Source organism: Streptomyces sp. NPDC035033, from assembly GCF_040636735.1.
In the GTDB taxonomy this organism is placed as follows: Bacteria; Actinomycetota; Actinomycetes; order Streptomycetales; family Streptomycetaceae; genus Streptomyces.
Genome location: NZ_JBEZUZ010000005.1, coordinates 92,376 through 111,920, shown reverse-complemented (window position 1 = coordinate 111,920; position 19,545 = coordinate 92,376). Strand labels below are relative to the sequence as shown.

The following is a 19,545-nucleotide window of genomic DNA, read 5'->3' as shown; positions in this document are numbered from 1 at the left end:
TGTCTACTCCTTGTGCGCGTCGCCGTGACGCAGCGACTCCTGGGGGGTGGGCTGGGATTCGGCGAGGCCGATCCCACGCTGGAAGGCGGCCATCAGGCCGGGGTCGTGCAGGGCGTGCTCCTCGGCCTGGCGGGCCTGCGGCTCGTCGCGCAGCTGCGGGACGAGGTGCTCCTGGGCGCGCCGCTTGGGGAGGTCGGGCCGGCCGGGGGGCTCCGCGCGGGGCACGGCCGGGCGCGGCGCGGCGCCGGGGCCGAAGCCCTCGGGGGCGGCGCCGTGCTCCGGGTAGCCGTGCGCCGCTCCGTCCCGGACGGGGACGAAGGGGTTCGGGGCGGGGGGCTCCGGGGCGGCGGGCGCGGGGGGCGCGACCGGCGCGGGAGCCCGGTGGGGGTACGCGGCCAGGGCCGGGGCCTGCGCGGGTACGGGGGCGGGGGCGGGGCTCTCGGGGCGCGGGAGCGGCGCGGCGGGGGCGCCGGCCCCGGGGTGCGCCGGCCGGTCGTGCGGCTGCGGGGGATGCGGCTGCTGGGGGTGCGGCTGCTGGGGCAGGAGCGGGATGCCGCCGGTGGCCTCGGCGGGCTGCCGCTCCTGCGGGGCGAGGCCCTCCGGGTCGGCGCCGAGGAGGCCCTGCGGGAGGACGAGGACGGCCTGGATCCCGCCGTAGATGTTCGACTGGAGGCGGACGGCGATGCCGTGGCGCCGGGCCAGCGCGGAGACGACGAAGAGGCCGATGCGGCCGTCCTGGAGCAGATGGGCGACGTTGACCTGGTCGGGGTCGGCGAGCAGGGCGTTCATCTTGTTCTGCTCGGCGACGGGCATGCCGAGTCCGCGGTCCTCGACCTCGATGGCCAGGCCGGCGGTGACGTACTGCGCGCGCAGCAGCACCGTGGTGTTCGGCGCGGAGAACACCGTGGCGTTCTCGACGAGTTCGGCGAGGAGGTGGATGACGTCGGCGACGGCGTGGCCGCGCAGGGTGCCGTCGATCGGCGGGACCAGCTTGACCCGGGGGTACTGCTCGACCTCGGCGATGGAGGAGCGCAGCACCTCGGTCATGGTGACCGGGTTCGACCACTGGCGGCGGGAGATGGCGCCGCCGAGGACGGCGAGGTTCTCGGCGTGGCGGCGGATGCGGGTGGCCAGGTGGTCGACCTGGAAGAGGCCCTTGAGCAGGTCGGGGTCCTCGACCTCGTTCTCCAGCTCGTCGAGGAGCTGGATCTCGCGGTGGACGAGGGACTGGAGCCGGCGGGCGAGGTTCACGAAGACCTCGACCTTCTGCTCGTTGCCGACGCTGCTGGAGAGCCGGGAGGCCTGGACGACGGCGGCGACGGCGGCCTCGTGGGAGCGGGCCAGTTCGGCGCCGAGCCGGTCGAACTCGTCGCCGCCGGCGTCGGGGAGGGCCGGCCGGGGGGCCGGGTCCTCGCCGCGGCGCAGCTGTTCGACGAGGGCGGGCAGTTCGGCCTGGCCCCGGGCGGTCTCGCGGCGCAGCGCGGCGACGCGGTCGAGCACGGCCCGGGCGGCGCGGTCGGCGCCGAGGGCGGCGGCGGTCACGGAGGCGACGGTGAGCGCGGCGGCGCCGGTGAGCGCGGCCCAGAGGCCGGGCGTCGGGGTGGTGCCGGTGGAGCGGAGGGTGAAGAGGACGGCGGCCGCGCCGCCGAGGGCGACCGCGACGGCGGGGAGGACCGAGGTGCGCAACAGCTGGGGCCGTATGCGGACTTCGGCGGGGGCGGCCGTCGCGGGCCTGGCCGGGGAGGTGCCGGTGGTCGTGGTGCGGGCGCCCGAACGGCCGTGCCGCCCGCCCTCGCGGCGGTCGGACCGCGGGGCGGGTGCGCGAAGTTGTGACATGGGTGTCCTTGGTACGTGCCCGGAAAACGGCGTACTGAGGGGAACTTTGGGGTACGGGGGGCTGGGGGTGTGCGGGGAGGGTACGGGTGGGGACGGCAGGTGCGATGAGCCTACCGATGATCACCGACCACACACTGTAGTCGTCAACCGTTCGTGTGGGGTGCGCAGTTGGCAAACTTGCCCGTAGACCTGGGAAGTCTGGTATCGGCGACGGCATGACCGGCCGAGATCGATTGGCTGAAAGTCGCCGACATGGCGAGAGAGCGGCCGGGAGCGGAACCGTACGAAAGAGGGCGGAGGCGCCCATCGGCCCCCTCCCCCTGCGGAAATCCCTCCGGCCCGCCCAGGACCGGAATCTCCCGGCGGGGTGCGCTCCGGCCGTTTCCGCCGCCCTCCGTCACGGAGGGTGCGCGCCCTCCGGCGACCCGCCCCCGCCCACCCGGCCCGCGGACGGGGAGCCCGGCCGGGCCCGAACCGTAACCGTCGGTAAGACCGGAACCGGCCACGCCGACCGGTCCGCCGCCGGGCTGGGATCCTGGGGGCATGAACGCTGAAGACCCGGCCTCCCGTCCACTGCTCCTCGTGGACGGGGCCAACGTCGTGGGGTCGGTGCCGGACGGCTGGTGGCGCGACCGGCGCGGGGCCGCCGAGCGGCTGCGCGACCGGCTCGCCGCGGCCGGCGGCCCGGCCGACGGCCCGTACCCGGGGCCGTACGAGATCGTGCTGGTCGTCGAGGGACGGGCCCGGGGCGTGGCCTCCGTGCCGGGGGTGCGCGTCGAGGAGGCGCCCGGCAGCGGCGACGACCTGATCGCCGGGCTCGCCCGGGAGGCTGCCGGCCGGCCGTGCCTGGTGATCACGGCCGACCGCGAGCTGCGCCGCCGGGTGGAGGAGGCGGGAGCCCGCTGCGCGGGACCCCGCAGCCTCCCCGCACCGGCCGACCGGGAGCGGTGACCGGCCGGCCGGAGGCGCCGGGCCGACCGCCGCAGCACGGGGGCGGCGACGCCGGGACGACCGCCGCGGCACGAGGCCGGAGGCGCGGCACGAGGCCGGAGGCGCCGGGCCGACCACGCCGGAGCCGATGACTCCAAGACCGATGTCTCCAAGACCGATGGCACCGGAGCCGACGACGCCGGGGCCGATGTCACCGGGGCCGGTGACGCCGGCGCCGGCGGCCCTCGGACGGTCGCGCTCCACCGAAAGTCCCGTGGCGTCCCACGGGCCCCGGCCGTCCCGGGGTTGTTTGGGCCGGGCGCCGGCGGTGAAGCGAAGCCCATGGAGAACCTGCTGCGACTGATGATCGCCCTGAGCGGCTCGGCGCTGATCGCCTACGCCGTCGTGCGCGCGGCGGACCTGACGACGCGCCAGGCGCACGCCCGGCGCCCCGGTACGCCCCTGTGGGAGCTGCTGCGCCGCTGTCGCACCCCCTTGTTCGTGGTCCTGTTCACCCTCCTGCTCGGGTGGGCGGTGCGCGCCACCGGCTGGACGCCGGCCCAGGACCACGCAGGGCCCGTCGACCGGATCCGGGTGCTGTGCCTGATCGGCAGCGGCGCGTGGCTGACGATACGGGTCGCCTCCGCCCTGGTGGAGTCCTCGTACGCGCGCTACGCCGGGCGCACCCTCGACCGGGCCCGGGTCCGCCGGGTGCGGACCCAGGTCACCCTGATCACCCGGGTCGTGTCGGTGGCCGTCGGGGTGGTCGCCGGCGCGGTGGCGCTGGTGACCTTCCCGTCCTTCCGGGCGCTCGGCACGTCGCTGCTCGCCTCCGCCGGCATCATCGGCATCGTGGCCGGCGTGGCGGCGCAGTCGACGCTCGGCAACCTCTTCGCCGGCTTCCAGATCGCCTTCGGCGACATGGTGCGGATCGGCGACACCGTCGTCGTCGACGGGGAGTGGGGCCTCGTGGAGGAGATCACCCTGACCTTCCTCACCGTGCGCACCTGGGACGAGCGGCGGGTCACGCTGCCGGTCTCGTACTTCACCTCGCGCCCCTTCGAGAACTGGTCCCGGGGCGGCGCCGAGATGACGGGCACGGTGTTCCTCCACTGCGACCACGCCACACCGGTGCCGCGGCTCCGGGCGCACCTGCGCGCCTTCCTCGACGAGTGCCCCGGCTGGGACGGACGCGGCTGGGACCTCTCGGTGACGGACACCTCCCCCACCGGGATCACCGTCCGGGCGCTGGTCACGGCCAAGGACCCGGACGAGCTGTGGACCGTGCGCTGCGCCGTGCGCGAGGAACTCGTCCGCTGGCTCGCCCGGGAGCACCCGGCGGCCCTGCCCCGGATCGTCACGGCGCCGGTCCCGCGGCAGGCCGAGGGGCCGCCGCCCGTCGCCGGGTGACGGCCGCCCCGGCCGCGGGGGGCGCCTCAGCCGCGGCCGTCGCCGCCGTCCTTCCGCTCGTCGGGGGTGGACCAGGAGTCGTCCCGGGGCGCCCCGGGCTGCGTCCGCGTGGGGTCGCCGACGGGCCGGCGGCGGTGCGCGACCCGGCGGCTGCCCCACCAGAAGGCGGCGAGCAGCAGGACGACGACGACCGCGCCGATGACGAGGCCGAAGCCCAGGGCGTTCGATCCGGCCGACGCGAGGACGTGCTCGGCCGCGGGCGGAAGGGAGGCGGAGGAGATCATGGTCGCCTTTCGTTGGGACGGACGGTCGGCCGGACGGGCGTCGGCACGCCGGCCCGCGCGACCCGCGCGGGTGAGGCCACAGGACGCGTCTGTCCCCCTCCGCCCGCCCCAAACGCCCTGATTGATCCTTTTCCTCCGGCCCACCGCGACGGGTTCGGGCAAGCTGGGGGCATGAGCGACCTGCACGGCGCCGCCGTCGTCCTGCGCCCCTCCGTCCCCGAGGACGTGCCCGCCCTGGCCGCCGTCCGCGCCACGCCCGAGGTGCGGGCCCGGTGGCGCGGCGGGGACGACCTGGCCGGGGAGGTCGCCGCCGACCTGGAGGATCCCGCCACCCACTGCCTGACCGTCCGGCACGAGGGCCGGGTCGTCGGCATGATCCAGTGGTACTCCGAGGAGGAGCCCGACTACCGGCACGCCGGGATCGACCTCTTCCTCGACCCGTCGGTGCACGGCCGGGGCCTGGGCACCGACGCCGTCCGCACCCTCGCCCGGCACCTCGTCGACGACCGGGGGTACCACCGGCTGGTCATCGACCCGGCCGCCGACAACGCGGCGGCGATCCGCTGCTACGAGAAGGCCGGGTTCCGCCCGGTCGGGGTGATGCGCCAGTACGAGCGCGGCGCGGACGGCACCTGGCACGACGGCCTCCTGATGGACCTGCTGGCCCCGGAACTGGTGCGCTGACCCGCCGCCCGCCACGACGGGAACGCGCGACCGCCCCGGCCCGCTGAGGACCGGCCCGGCCGCGCGTACCGCCGCCGCCCGCCGTCAGCGGTCTCCCGCGAGGTCGAAGTGGGCCCGCAGGCCCTCGGCGGGGGTCATGTGGATGTCGAGCCAGAAGCCGTTCTTGATCCTTGAAGCCAACAGAGACCCAACGGCCCATCGGCGGGTACCGATCCACCGCTCCTCTTCGCTCCCTGAGCGCGTTCTCGCGAACTCCCGTCCGACCCGTCGCGAGGCGACCGGATACAGTGCGCGAGACAGCAGCCAGGTCGGGGAGGGAAGCGTGACCGACACCAGCGACGCCCGTCCCGCCGAAGACGAGGCGCGAGTGCCGCGGCAGAGCCGCCTGCACCGCCTGATGCGTTACGTCCCCCTGATCGCCCCCGTCCTGCTGTGGGCCGTGCCCTGCTGGGTGCTCCTGTACGGCGGCCAGCACTGGCCACTGCCCGTCAACCTGCTCGGCACCGCTCTGTTCGTCCTCGGTCTCGTCGGGATGCCGTTCGCGATGGCGCGCGGCCACGGACGGCGCCAGCAGGATGGGGCGGCGATCATCGGCGACACCCTGCTGGGCGCGAGCTGGGTCCTGTTCACCTGGTCCGTCCTGCTCGGTGCCCTCCTGCGGCTCGTCCTGACCGTGGCCGGCGTCGGCGAGGGCCAGGACCGGGCCCGGATCGTCACCTGGGCCGTCCTCGGCGTCACCACCGTGCTGCTCGGCTGGGGGTACGCCGAGGCCCGCCGCGTGCCCCGCGTGCGCCGACTCGACGTACCGCTCCCGCGGCTGGGTCCCGGGCTTGACGGCTTCCGCGTCGCCCTCATCACCGACACCCACTACGGCCCGCTGGACCGGGCCCGCTGGTCAGCACGGGTGTGCGAGACGGTCAACACCCTGGAGGCCGATCTGGTCTGCCACACCGGTGACATCGCGGACGGCACGGCCGAACGCCGCCGCGCCCAGGCCGCACCGCTCGGCACCGTGCGGGCGACCCGGGCCCGGGTCTACGTCACCGGCAACCACGAGTACTACAGCGAGGCCCAAGGCTGGGTCGACCTGATGGACGAACTGGGCTGGCAGCCGCTGCGCAACCGCCACCTGCTGCTCGAAAACGGAGGCGACACCCTCGTGGTCGCCGGCGTGGACGACGTCACCGCCGAGTCCTCCGGTCTGGCAGGCCACCGCACCCACCTCGCCGGCGCCCTGGACGGCACCGACCCCGACCTGCCCGTGCTGCTCCTGGCCCACCAGCCCAAGTTCGTCGATCAGGCAGCGGCCGCCGGCATCGACCTCCAGCTCTCCGGCCACACCCACGGCGGCCAGATCTGGCCCTTCCACCACCTGGTCCGCCTCGACCAGCCCACCGTCGCCGGCCTCAGCCGGCACGGCGCGCGCACCCTCCTCTACACCAGCCGCGGCACCGGCTTCTGGGGCCCGCCGTTCCGCGTCTTCGCCCCCAGCGAGATCACCCTGCTCGTCCTCCGCTCCCCGCACCCGCCCACCTGCTCGTAGCACGGAACGGGCCGAACCGTCCGCCAGGACGGAGCGGGCCGGAGGATCCGCACCCGGGACGAAACGGAGGACCAGGGACGCCGGCACCCGACGCGGCACCGACACCCCTTGTCCCCTCTCCCCCTCGCCCGTCAGCCGGGGCCCGCGGGCCTCCGCACCAGCGCCCAGGTGAAGGCCATGGTGAGGCTGCCGGGTCGACCGGTGGAGATCCATTTCTGGGGGGTGGGGATGGTGCGGCTCATGAAGCGGCGGATCGTCTTCCGGTCGTCCGGCCTGATTCGGCGGGAAAGCCGGGTGCGGGAGGTGTGCTGGACGGGGTGGAGCCAGTGAAGGAGTCGCGCGCAACAGGAAGGGCCGCACCCCTTGCAGAGGTGCGGCCCTCGTCACTGCGCGAGCTCCTGATGCGTCACGTCACCAGGTGCCGGGCGCTGCGTACCAGCCGCGGATCCCGGGGTTGATCGTCCCCTCAGCGTTGCCACGGAAGGTGAACACACGCGTCTCGCCGTTGCCGTAGTTGTAGGAGACGGAGATGTCAGGTCGACCGTCGGCGTTCGTGTCGCCCGTGACCAGGTTCCCGGTGCTGTTGACGTACCAGTCTCCCGGGTCGGTGGTGTACGGAGTCGTGAAGGCGTCGAAGCCGCCGTCCGGGCGGGCATAGGAGAGCCGGAACTCGGTGCGCCCGTCGTCGTGCCCGTACGTGATCGCGAGATCGTCACGGCCGTCCTGGTTGAAGTCGCCCGTGGTCAGCTTGCCCCGGCTGCGCTCCCAGGCGCCGGCCGGAGCGGACCAGGAGCCGACGTACGAGTTCAGGTGACCATCGGCCTTCGCCGTGAAGGTGAAGAGCCGGGACTCGCCCGTGCCGTAACCGTAGAAGGCGACGATGTCGTCGCGGCCGTCGCCGTTCGTGTCACCCATCGTGTAACTGACGGAGGACGTGTACCAGGAGTTGACGCCGGTCTTGAACGACAGCACCGGGTTCTCGAAGGTACCGTCGGCGCGGGACAGCGCCCTGAAGACGCCCAGGACGCCGTCGCCGTAGTCGTACAGGAAGGTGAGGTCGTCGCGGCTGTCGCCGTTGAGGTCGCCGGCGAGCATCGTGCTCCTGGACCAGGTCCACTGACCGGTCGGCAGGTCGATGCTCGTGCGCTGAACGGGGCCGCCCTTGGCCTGGCTCAGGAAGGTGAACGCCTTGACCCGTCCGTCCGCGTAACCGTAGAAGCCCACGAGATCGTCACGGCCGTCCCCGTCGAAGTCACCGGCTGCCCACTTGCTGCTGTCGTAGTACCAGTCGCCCGGGTCGTCCGTGACGTAGTACGCCTTGGGCGGGGTGTGCGCGTTGTCGGCGTTGGCCTTGGAGACGTAGAGGCCCATGCCTCCCTTCTCGTAGTCGTAGACGGTGAACATGTCCGTCCTGCCGTCGCCGTTGTAGTCACCGGCCAGGTCGGTGCGCAGGTGCGCGGTCCGGTCGGTGAAGGCGTGATCCGCGATGTGACCGGTCTGCCGGTTCCAGCGGATGTACCCCTTCTCGAAGTTCGTGCGCTTGCCGCCGTAGACCTCGTACTCGATCGAGGTCGGAGGGCCGAGAGGCCCGCTGTAGCCGCCCGTGCTCAGCCAGTGGGTACGGATGGCGTTGGAGACGGGCCAGACCACGGCGCCACGAGCGCCGAGGTAGCGGTAGAAGGAGTGGTTGTCCGTGGTGGAGTTGCCCGAGCGGAAGTGCTGGGCGAGCGGGCCCAACGACCCCACTACCGCTTCGTCGCCGGTCGGGTAGCCGTAGACGGCAGCCCCGCCGAGCCTCACGTACTTGTCGTATATGGCACCGGTGATCGCCTGGTACCCGAGGCCACTCCGCCAGTAGATGGCGCTGGAGACATTCCCCTTCCTGAAGGTGATGGAGTAGCCGCCGTCGACACCGGTCGGACGCTCGTCCGAGGTCGGGTAGCCGAGGTACCCGAGTTCACGGCCGTTCGCGTTCCATTTGCTGAATGCCCCCCGGGTGATGGACCAGGCACCGGTGTTCTCGCTCCAGGAGATCGCACGGTCCGTCACCGTCGTGCCGGGGGCGGCAAAGTTGACGTACCGGCCGCCGTCGCTGACAGTGACCATGCCTGCCACGGGCTTTCCGAACTCGGGGCCGAGCGACTCGTACTTGCCGCGGATCGGTCCACAGAGCGAGACGGTTCCGCTGCCGGACGCGGCGGGGAAGCCCTTGCAGTCGGTCCAGTCGTAGCCGGTGGTGGCGAGGGCGCGCTCCAGACCGAAGGCCGAGCCATCGGTGTAGGTGCGACCGGGGAACTCGACCGTCCGACCGGCCCCGTCACGCGACCAGAGGTCGGCGTGGCCGTTGCCCTCGAAGTCGCCGGACGAGGTCAGGTGCGGGTACGTCACGCCCTTGAAGCCAGTGGCGATGGAGGTCTGGCGGACCGCCGCGTTGCTGTACACGCTCAGGTCGGCCAGCATCGTGCTGTCCCGCTCCGATTCCGGCAGCAGGCGGCTCGTGTACTGGTGGATCGTGCCCTTGACGGTGTCGCGGGCCCAGACCTCCGGCAGACCGTCGCCGTTCACGTCGCCCGGGGACATGATCGTCATGTCCTGCCAGTCGGCGTTGCCCAGCTCGATCGCCGGTCGGCTGAGGTCGACGAGGTCGAGGTATTCGCTGCCGCGGGTGCCCAGGTAGAGGTAGAGCCTGGAGCCCTCCTTCACGAGCAGATCCGGGTGGTCGTCCATGGTCGACTTGCCGTCGCGAACCTTGCTGAGGTAACTGCCGTCGTCGTTGAAGCTGCCGACGGAGACGATCTGCGTGGCGTTACGCCAGTGATTGTCCTCGCTTTCGGCGACCTTCAGCAGTCGTCGCCTGTCGACCGTGGTCTTGATCGATCCATTGCCGTCACCCTTGTAGGCCCACAGCTCGAAACCGCCTTCACCGGCGGGCGCCGGCTGCAGGGCGAGGACGTCCTCGTAGTAATCCGACGCGTCCCAGTTGCCACCGTTCGTCACAGGACCGGCGGCGAAGGATCCCCTGCTCGCCAGCTCGCCCGTGCCGAAGGTGCCGTCCCCACGGCCCGGATAGGTCCAGAGGGCCCCGGTGCCGGGGTCGACGGTCACCAGGTCGATGGTGTTGTCGCCGTTCATGTCGCCGGGCCTGTCACGGGTGGCGGAACGGGTCGGGAGGAACTGGTACGCCCTGATGGAAGAACGGTTGTTGGCCGCATCCTCGCTGCGCACGTAGAGATACTGCGGGCCGGCGTTCAGCGGCCTGAGGCTGACGGTGACCGAGCCGCCGGTCGCCGAGGGCCGGAGCGATCTCTCCTTGGTGTCGAAGTCGGTCCAGTACACGTACTCGACCACGTCGTTGGCCGTGCCGGTGAGGTTGGACTCGAACTTGAAGGTGCCTGTGGTGCGGGCGGGCATCACACACGTCCCCGTGGGCTTGCCACCCGCACAGCTCTGCTCGACGTCCTCGGGAAACTCGAAGGAGCTCACCTTCGGCGGCTTGGCCGGACCGACGCGGTCATAGGTGAAGTAGCAACGCCCCGCCTTCGGGCTGTCGCCGACGCCGTCGTCGACGGTCGCCTCGTACCAGTACTGAGTGGACGGCAGGGTCGTCCCTGCGGGGATCCGGAGCTGCGCGACCCCGCCGCTGCTCGCGTCCCTCGTGACCGGTGTGGCGCCGGTCTTGCCGACCTGACCGTACTTGAACTCGACCCTGAGGTCGTCGTTCTCGTCGTCCTCGAACCCGAACGCCTTCAGGACGATCTCGTCGGTCGTCCCGATGACACCACCCGCGCAGGGAAGCGACGGGTCGATGCTGAGCCGAGGCCTGGTCGGAAGGGTGTTGTACTTCGTGGAGAGCCGCGCGGTGTCCGGATCGAACTTGCGCCACGAGACGTCGACTTCGGACGACTTGGCGGTCAGCACGAAGACCCAGTTGCCCCAGCCGTCGGCGACGGCGTCGGAGATCGCGCCCTTGACGTCGAACTCGACGAGGTTGGCCGTGCTGTCAGGGCAGTTGCGGCCTCCGAAGGACGCGCCGGAGGAGTCCGCCAGGGCGCCCCATGCCGGCTGGTTGTTCCAAGTGATGTCCTTCGGCAGAGTCTTTCCGACGGTCTTCACCAGGACGTTACCGGAGTTGCAGGACCAGGACCCGGCGTGCGTCTGCTTGATGCGCAGCGTCGATTCCATGATCTGCTTGCCGGACAGGTTGTTGATGGGGATCCGGAAGTAGGTGTTGGCCCGGACGGTCCCGCCGTTCTGCTCGTCGGTCGCGACGCCGACACGGGCCTCGTCCGTCAGAGTGCCGCTGTTGTAATAGACGGTGTCGCCGGTACCCGGGTACGCGGAGTGCTTGTAGGCGATCGACCAGGCGTTCTTCCAGGCGTCCGGGCCCCACACGGGGTCGATGACGACGGGGTACGTGGTCTTCGGGTCGTCCAGCAGGCCCGCGTCCGGGACGAGGGTCAGCTTTCCGTCGCCCAGCTTCACACCCAGCTTGGCCTGCTTGCTTCCCTCTACGGCGCCTTCCAGCGTGTCCTGGAGCGAGCGCGCGGCCGACGGCATGGCGTTCTTCGGCGTCTTCGGGTCGATGGCAGCGCTGTGCTCCGAACCGGAAGAATCCCACATGCTCGGCTGCGGAGCGACGAAGACTGCGGCACCCGACGGCGTCTCGGCATGGATGTCACCGGAAGCGGCCCGGGTCATCTTGAGGCCCTTGGCCCTCAGGCCGAAATCAACGGACCGGACGGCCGGGTTCTTGGCCGCTGCGGGCGTCTTGACGACGAGCGTGTGCGAGAAGGTGACCTCGTCCGCCGTCGCCGTCAGGTCCACGCCCGGAAGGACGTTGGCGTAGGTGGCGGTGTTGCCCTCCACCTTGGGCTTCGGGAGCTTCCCGTGCGGCCAGGTGAGGTCCACGTTGCGGCCGTCGCGGACCATGGTGGCGAAGACGTCGTCGCCGCCCCCGGAGAATGAGACGGACATCGCCGAGGCCTTGGGGGCGATCCGGCCGTCTGAGCGAGTCGCCAGGTCAGGGTTGATATCGACGAGTTCGCTGCCCTGGTAGACACGTACCGGCAGGATCGCACGGTCGACCCTGGCCGTGCCGTCCGGGTTGACGAAGACCTCGTCGGTCTCCGTGCGCCAGGACGTGAGCTCGACGGGCTTTCCGCTGCGCTTGGCCTCCTTGAGGGCCTTCTTCGTCTCGGCGTCCGGTCCCGGCTGGGGGTCGGCGGCCACCTCGGCGGCCGTCGCCTCGTCAGCGGCGAGGCTCGGGTGCGCCATGGCAAGGAGGCCGGGGAGCATCGCCGCGGCGGCGACTGCCGAAATCCCTCTGCGCACGACCCCCCCGGGGTCAGTCCTTCTGGACCTGATCTGTCTCATGGAGTGAGATCCATACCATTCTCGATCGCGAATTCCAGGACGTGAGACCGCCCCTCCGCCTCCGACTTGTGGAGACAAATCCCCCTCGGGCGGCATCACCGAAATTCGAACGTAATCATTCAGGCTGCTTTCTAGCAGGCCTCAGTGACGTGCAGTCAAGTCACCATGTCGACTTGACATACTCGGACCTCCTCCACCGGAAAAAATCCTCGGCTCGGCACCGGAAACCCGGCTTCGGCGTGAATTGCCGCGCAACCTCACTCATTGCGCTTGGACGCCTTGACTAATATGCGCCAGCTCACGTGATCAACGATTTAAGGGGTGGGGGTCAACGTGCCGCTTCGGCATGCTCAAAAACTTTCCAGACATAGATCTCGAACATGGCGTTCCGGACTTTCGGCGCTTGCGCTGGCCATCGTGGCATCAGGGGCGTCTCTCTCCCCCGTCGCCGCCCAGGCCTCGGATTCACGGAGGCTGCCGGAGCTCCAGAAGGTCACGGACGTCCCGGCGGCTCCCACGCCGCCCAGAACGCCGGTTCCGTCGCCGGACACGAACAGCCGACCCGCGGTGAAGCGGGTTCCCAAGGTTCGCTGGCCGGACCCCGCCACGGCTGTAGCGACCGTGCCGAAGGCCACGGCCGCCCGCTCCTCCGCATCCGTCGCCCTGGGGATACCCGGCAACCGGGGCAAGGCCGCCCCGGCCGGTCCCTCGGCGCGCGCCGGTTCGCTCCCCGTCCGGGTCGCCTTCGGCGACAAGGGCGCCGTCAAGGGAGCCGTCGCTCCCAAGGCCGACAGCCCCGCCGTGACGGCCAAGATCTCCCTGCACAGCCAGGCGACCACGCGCAGGGCCGGTGTCCGGGGCATCCTGCTGACCGTCCAGCGCACCGACCTGGGCAAGGAGGCCAACCCGCTCTCCGTCGAGCTGGACTACCGCTCCTTCGCCGACGCCTACAGCGCCGACTGGGGATCCCGGCTGCAGTTCAGCCAGCGCCCCGCGTGTTCGCTGACGACGCCGCAGAAGCCCGAGTGCCAGGGCTCCATCCCCCTGCCGAGCACCAACGACGCCGAGACCGGCACGCTGACCGGCACCTTCGCGGCGCCCGCTGCGAGCAGCGGGGCTGTCGTCCTCGCCGCGACGGCCTCGGCCTCCGGCTCCAAGGGCACCTACACGGCGACCTCCCTGAGCCCCACGGGCTCCTGGTCGGCCGGCGGCTCCACCGGTGACTTCTCCTGGACCTATCCGATCGAGGTTCCCCCGTCGCTCGGCGGACCCGGCCCGTCCACGGCGATCGGGTACAACTCGGGCAGTGTCGACGGCCGCACGCTCGCGACCTCGCAGCAGCCCTCCTGGATCGGCGACGGCTGGGACACCGGGTCGAGCTTCATCGAGCGCACGTACGTGTCGTGCGCCGAGGACCGCAAGGCGGGCAGCGGGTTCAACAACCCCACGACCCACCCGACGGGTGACCTCTGCCAGGGCCCCCCGATGGTCACGCTCTCCCTCAACGGCTCCTCCACCGCGCTCGTCCTGGACGACAACCCCGACCCCAAGGTCAAGAAGTGGTATCCGGCGAACCATGACGGCTCCAGCGTCGAGCTGAAGACGGGCACGGTCAACGGTGACAAGGAGGGGGAGTACTGGGTCGTCACCAACACCGAGGGCGTCAAGTTCCACTTCGGTCTCAACCGCCTGCCCGGCTGGGCGGACGGCAAGAGGGAGACCAACTCGGCACTGAACGTTCCGGTCTACGGCAACCACGCCGGCGAGCCTTGCCATGCCGCCACCTACGCAGCCTCGGTCTGTGATCAGACCTACCGGTGGAACCTCGACTACGTCGTCGACCCGCGCGGCAACGCCCTCACCTACTGGTACGAGAAGGAGCGGAACTACTACGGCTCCAACGTCACCGCCACCGGCACCTCCACCGCCCGGCTCTACGACCGCGGCAGCTACCTGAGGCGCGCCTCGTACGGCCTGCGCTCGGACAACCTGTTCGTGATCTCGCCCGCCGAGGTCGGATACAGCACGCGTGAACGCTGCCGGGTCACCGAGACGTTCGACTGCGCCGAGGGCAAGCTCACCTCCACGGCCTCCAGCGACATCGCCGCGAAGTGGCCCGACGTGCCCACCGACCAGATCTGCGACGCCGGCGAAGTCTGCAAGGACCGGTACTCGCCCACCTTCTTCACCCGCAAGCTCCTGCGAAGCATCACCACCAAGGTCCTCAAGGGAGGTGTCCACGTCCCCGTCGACGTCTGGACCCTGGACCAGGACTTCCAGTCCACCGGTGACGGCGCCGTCAGCGGCGAGTACCCGCTCTGGCTCAAGAGCATCCAGCGCTCCGGCCAGAACGGCACGGCGATCGACCTGCCCGCCGTGACGTTCGTCGGTACCCAGCTGCCCAACCGCGTCGACAACAACGACGACGGCAATCCGCCGTATCTCCGCTGGCGCGTGAAGCAGATCAACACGGAGACCGGCGCCCGCACGGTGGTCAAGTACGCGCCCACCGAGTGTTCCAGCGTTCCGGGCGCCGTCAATCTCCCCGCCTCGCCCGACACCAACGGCCTGCGCTGCTTCCCGGTCGTCGTCGAGACGAACGACCCCACCGACCCGACGGGTCTGAAGAAGAAGTACTCCACAGACTGGTTCCACAAGCACCGTGTCGACCAGGTCCGCGAGGAGGACAAGAACGGCACCTCGCCGACCAGCGAGGTCAACTACACCTACATCGGCAGCCCCGCCTGGGCCTACGACGACGCCAGCGAGCTGACCAACAAGCCTGCCCGCACCTGGTCCGTCTACCGCGGCTACTCCAAGGTCAAGGCCGTCCACGGCGTCTCCCCCGACGTGCTCACCCGCACGGAGACCCTCTTCTACCGGGGCCTCGACGGTGACCTCAAGGCGGACGGCACCCGCCGCTCGGAATCCATCGTGGCCTCTGACGCCAGTTCGGTCGCCGACCACCGGATGCTCGCGGGGCAGGTCAGGGAGACGCAGTATTTCAACGGGGTCTCCGGCCCCCTGAGCTCTGCGACCATCAACACCCCTTACCTGAAGGGCCCGATCGCCTCCCGCGACCGCTCGGCCACCGGGGCCTCGGCCCTCGAGTCCTGGATCCAGGGACAGAAGTCGACGTCCTCCCGCACGATCCTGTCGGGAGGCCGACCGGACCGGAAGACCGCCGTCGAGCACGCATACGATGCCGAAGGCCGGATCACCTCGACCTGGTCCAAGGGGGACACGTCCGTCGCCGACGACGACACGTGCACCCGGTACGAGTACCTCGACGATACGGCGAAGTGGTTCAAGTCCCAGCAGACCAGGGTCCTGACCGTCGCCGCGACCTGTGACCCCGACATCGTCGTGGGACCCGACAACGTCATCTCCGACGCCAAGGTCCAGTACGACGCCGTGGGCAACGTCGTGAAGACGGAGTCGCTCTCCGGCTTCACCAACGGAACCCCGCAGTACACCACCCAGGGCACCTCCACCTTCGACGCCAACGGCCGCATCACCTCCGCGACCGATGTCTACGGCAAGGTCACCGAGACGGCCTACACGCCGGCCACCGGGGCCGTCGTGACCAAGATCGTCACGACCAACGCACTCGGTCACACGGCCACCACCGAGCTCGACCCCGGGCGCGGTCTGCCTCTCGTGCAGACCGATGCCAACGGCCGCGACACCGTGATGCAGTACGACGCGCTGGGCCGGACCACCAAGGTCTGGTCGCCCGACCGCGACCCGCTCACCATGACGCCGGACGCGGAGTTCACGTACACCGTCGGCCAGAACGCACCGGTCGTCATCACCAACAAGAGGCTCCTGGAGGACGGTTCCTACCGCGTCTCCTACGACTTCTACGACGGTGCGCTCCGCCTGCGGCAGACCCAGAACCCCGCGATGAACGGCGGCCGGGTCATCACCGACACCTTCTACGACAGCCTCGGCCGCGTCTGGAAGGAGAACGCGGGCTACTACAACAGCACCAGCGGCCCGGTCGCCACGATGTTCGATCCGGACGACAACGTGGTTCCGTCCTCGACGGTGACCAAGTACGACGGCGTCGGGCGTCCTGTCGAGACCATCGCGCGCCACAAGGGCAACGAGACCTGGCGGACCACGACCACCTACGGCGGTGACTGGACGGCCGTCGATCCGCCGTCCGGCGACACGCCGACGATGGCGCTGATGGACGCCGCGGGCCGCAAGACCGAGCTGCGCCAGTTCAAGGGGGACTCACCCACCGGCGCCTACGACAGGATCATCTACAGCTACGACCGCAAGGGACGGCTGGAGAAGGTCACCGACCAGATCGGCAACGAGTGGTCGACGACCTACGACGTCCGCGGTCGTGTGAAGACGACGACGGACCCCGACAAGGGCACGTCCACGATGGTGTACGACCAGGGTGACCGGGTCGTCTCCGTGACGGACGGCCGGAGCCCGGCCCGGACGATCGCCATGGCCTACGACGCGCTGGGCCGCGTCACGGCCACCCACGAGGGCTCGCTCAGCGGCCCGAAGCTGACGTCGCGGACGTACGACACGGTTCCCGGCGCGCTGGGTCTCCCGGCCTCCTCGACCCGTTACGTCGGCACCAACGCGTACACCCAGGCGGTCACCGAGTACGACACCGAGTACCGCGTCAAGAAGACCGCGGTGACGATCCCGGCCAGTGAGGGCAAGCTCGCGGGCACGTACGCGTACAGCAACACGTACACCCCGCGCACCGGTCTCCCGCAGACCATGACGTCGCCGGCGGTCGGTGATCTTCCCGCCGAGCGGGTGTCCATCGGTTACAACACCCTGGACACCATCGACACCATGGCGGTCGGCACCACCACCTTCGTGGCGGGAACCGAGTACACCTCCCTCGGTGACGTGGTGCGCACCCGGGTCGACGACGCGGGCAGGCAGCTGATCACCAGCAACCTGTTCGACGAGCAGACCCGCCGGGTGATCCGCACGACGCACCACCAGGAAGTCGGCACGGTCGACACCGTCACGCTCAACGACGTCCTCACCGACTACGACAACGCAGGAAACGTCACCCGCATCACGGACAAGGCCGGCAACACCCCGACGGCCGCGACCACCGACGTCCAGTGCTTCGCCTACGACCATCTACGGCGGATGACCGACGCCTGGACGGCGTCCGACGCATGTGCGCTGAAGCCCGGGGAAACCGGTCCCGGATCGGCGCCGAAGGTCGGCGGTCCCGACGCGTACTGGCACTCGTACACGTTCGACGCCGCCGGCAACCGTCTCAGCGAGACGAAGCACGACCCGCTCGGCAACACCGCGAACGACGTCAAGCGCACGTACACGTACGCCGAAGACCTGGCCACGAAGAGCCGTCTCGCCAAGGTCTCCACGACGGGCCCGCAGGGCGCGAGCGAGGAGACGTACGGCTACGACGACGCGGGCAACATGACGTCCCGTACCTTCCCGACCAAGACCCAGAGCCTCCAGTGGGACGTGGAAGGCCATCTGGAGAAGGTGACCGCCGGCACGGATCAGTCCTCCTACGTCTACGACGCGGGCGGCAACCGTCTCATCGAGCGGGAGGCCGGTGGGACGACCCTCTACCTGCCGGGCACCGAGCTGAGGCTCAACGCCTCGGGCGCGGTCGAGAAGACCACCCGCTACTACAGTCACCCGGCCGGCCCCACCATGGTCAAGGTCGCCGAGAAGGGCACGGTCAAGACGTCGTTCCTCCTCGCGGACCGCAACGGCTCGTCGACGACGTCGGTCGACGCGGACACGAAGACGGTGACGCGCCGCAAGTTCACGCCGTTCGGCGAGAACCGCGGCACGGCCCCGTCGGTGTGGCCCGACGACAAGGGCTACCTGGGCGGTGCGAAGGACGCGACGGGTCTGACGCACCTCAACGCCCGCGAGTACGACCCGGCACTGGGCCGGTTCATCTCGGTCGACCCTCTGATGGACATCGCCGAGTCGCAGACGATGAACCCGTACGCGTACGGGAACAACAGCCCCATCACGTTCTCGGACCCGTCGGGCCTGGCCTCGTGCGACGGCAAGGGCGGCTGCGGCGCGCCCATCCAGACCGAGGGCAAGGACTCGCCCGAGGAGGTCTACGAGGACTACGAGACGCACCAGCTCGGCTACACCCTCGACACCACCCCGCCGCCGCCCCCGCCGACCACTTCCACCAGTGAGGGGGAGGTCAAGAAGGCCAAGCAGCTGCTGAAGAAGTCCAAGACGGACGTCGTCCTCGAGATCGCACTGACAGTCGCCAAGGGGATCAGCGGCTTCGACGACATCAAGGCCTGCCTCGGCGGCGACGTCTGGGCCTGCGGATCGCTCGCCCTGGACGCGGCCATGCCGTTCGCAGGAAAGGCCAAGCGCACGGTCAAGGCGCTCGAGGCCGCCTGGAAGATGTACAACCGCTGGGAAGACGAGGTCCGCTGGGCCGTCGACGTCATGCGGCGGGCGGACGAAGACGCCGTGGCGATGGCGAAGTACGCCGAGGAGTACGCCGCTTGGAGGAAGACCGCCGACGCGGCGATGGCCGCGTCGAAGAAGGCCGACGAAGTGGCGGCCGACGCGGCGAAGAAATCCGGAGGCGGATCGGGGTCCTGCCCCATCAGGAACAGCTTCACCCCGGAAACCCGGGTCCTCCTGGCCGACGGCACCACCAAGCCGATCAAGGACCTGCAGCCGGGCGACGAAGTCCTCGCGACGGACGAGAAGACCGGCGAGACGGCGGGCAAGGACATCACGGCGACGATCGTGGGCGAGGGCGAGAAGCACCTGGTCCGCGTCACGATCGACACGGACGGCGACAAGGGCGGGGCCACGGCCACCCTCACGGCCACCGACGGCCACCCCTTCTGGGTTCCGGCCCTCGACAAATGGATCGACGCCAAGGACCTGAAGCCCGGCCAGTGGCTCCGCACGAGCGCCGGCACCCACGTCCAGGTCACCGCGGTCCGCGCCTGGACCCAGCCGGCCAGCGTCCGCAACCTGACGGTCGCCGACTTCCATACGTACTATGTGCTGGCCGGAGCCACGCCGGTCCTCGTCCATAACTGCGGCGACGGAGTGGTGTCCAATAGCAAGCCGGATGATCTGCCATTCGAACAAATGGCAGCCGATTTCGAGGGGGTGTCCGCAATGGCGGCTGGCTCTGCCGAGTTCTCGCAGGCAGTCGCAGGCGGCGGCAGGTACCTCTGGACGGTTGGGCAGCAAGGTAACCTGAACATCGTTCGCGACTTGCCTGGCATCCATCACACGATAGCCAGTGGCGGGTCTCCGGTCGTCGGTGCTGGGCAGATCACCTTCGGAAGTGGCGGCAGAGTCACTTCGTTTGACAACTGGACGGGCCACTACACACCGCCGTGTGCCCGATGCGCCGCTTCGTTCATCAACCAGGGGGTTGACGCCTTCGCTCAAGCTGGCATCAGGATTCCGTTCGCGGTTATTCGAGACGCTGGCGGGAGGGCGCCGTAAATG

Annotated in this window: 8 protein-coding genes; 5 read left to right on the top strand and 3 right to left on the bottom strand. The window is 70.3% G+C overall.

Annotation, left to right across the window (positions count from 1 at the left end; translation table 11 throughout):
- Nucleotides 1-3: 3 nt before the first annotated feature.
- Nucleotides 4-1,836 (bottom strand): ATP-binding protein, encoded by a 1,833-nt coding sequence (locus tag AB0E83_RS04370; protein ID WP_362105651.1) that lies wholly within the window; start codon nt 1,834-1,836, stop codon nt 4-6.
- Between the two features lie 543 nt (nt 1,837-2,379).
- Between AB0E83_RS04370 and AB0E83_RS04365 the strand changes: the two genes are divergently transcribed.
- Together AB0E83_RS04365 and AB0E83_RS04360 are read left to right on the top strand one after the other, a co-directional pair.
- The gene (locus AB0E83_RS04365; protein WP_362105648.1) at nt 2,380-2,787 is read left to right on the top strand and encodes an NTP pyrophosphohydrolase; all 408 of its coding nucleotides are present in this window, start codon (nt 2,380-2,382) and stop codon (nt 2,785-2,787) included.
- 321 nt (nt 2,788-3,108) lie between these two features.
- Complete coding sequence (locus tag AB0E83_RS04360; RefSeq protein WP_362105646.1) at nt 3,109-4,176, top strand: mechanosensitive ion channel domain-containing protein; 1,068 nt, start codon at nt 3,109-3,111, stop codon at nt 4,174-4,176.
- Nucleotides 4,177-4,202: 26 nt separating this feature from the next.
- Here the strand turns inward: AB0E83_RS04360 and AB0E83_RS04355 are convergent, their stop codons facing one another.
- Nucleotides 4,203-4,460 carry a DUF6479 family protein gene (locus tag AB0E83_RS04355; protein ID WP_362105643.1) on the bottom strand — a complete coding sequence of 86 codons (258 nt, stop codon included), beginning with the start codon at nt 4,458-4,460 and terminating at the stop codon, nt 4,203-4,205.
- Nucleotides 4,461-4,631: 171 nt separating this feature from the next.
- On the opposite strand from AB0E83_RS04355, the gene AB0E83_RS04350 reads away from it, so the two are divergent.
- Together AB0E83_RS04350 and AB0E83_RS04345 are read left to right on the top strand one after the other, a co-directional pair.
- The gene (locus AB0E83_RS04350) at nt 4,632-5,144 is read left to right on the top strand and encodes a GNAT family protein (RefSeq protein WP_362105640.1); all 513 of its coding nucleotides are present in this window, start codon (nt 4,632-4,634) and stop codon (nt 5,142-5,144) included.
- A gap of 322 nt (nt 5,145-5,466) precedes the next feature.
- Nucleotides 5,467-6,687 (top strand): metallophosphoesterase, encoded by a 1,221-nt coding sequence (locus AB0E83_RS04345; protein ID WP_362105638.1) that lies wholly within the window; start codon nt 5,467-5,469, stop codon nt 6,685-6,687.
- A gap of 411 nt (nt 6,688-7,098) precedes the next feature.
- On the opposite strand, the gene AB0E83_RS04340 is transcribed toward AB0E83_RS04345, so the two are convergent.
- The gene (locus tag AB0E83_RS04340; protein ID WP_362105635.1) at nt 7,099-11,961 is read right to left on the bottom strand and encodes an FG-GAP-like repeat-containing protein; all 4,863 of its coding nucleotides are present in this window, start codon (nt 11,959-11,961) and stop codon (nt 7,099-7,101) included.
- Between the two features lie 720 nt (nt 11,962-12,681).
- Here AB0E83_RS04340 and AB0E83_RS04335 point away from each other — a divergent pair.
- The gene (locus tag AB0E83_RS04335; protein ID WP_362105632.1) at nt 12,682-19,542 is read left to right on the top strand and encodes a polymorphic toxin-type HINT domain-containing protein; all 6,861 of its coding nucleotides are present in this window, start codon (nt 12,682-12,684) and stop codon (nt 19,540-19,542) included.
- The last annotated feature ends 3 nt before the right edge of the window (nt 19,543-19,545 follow it).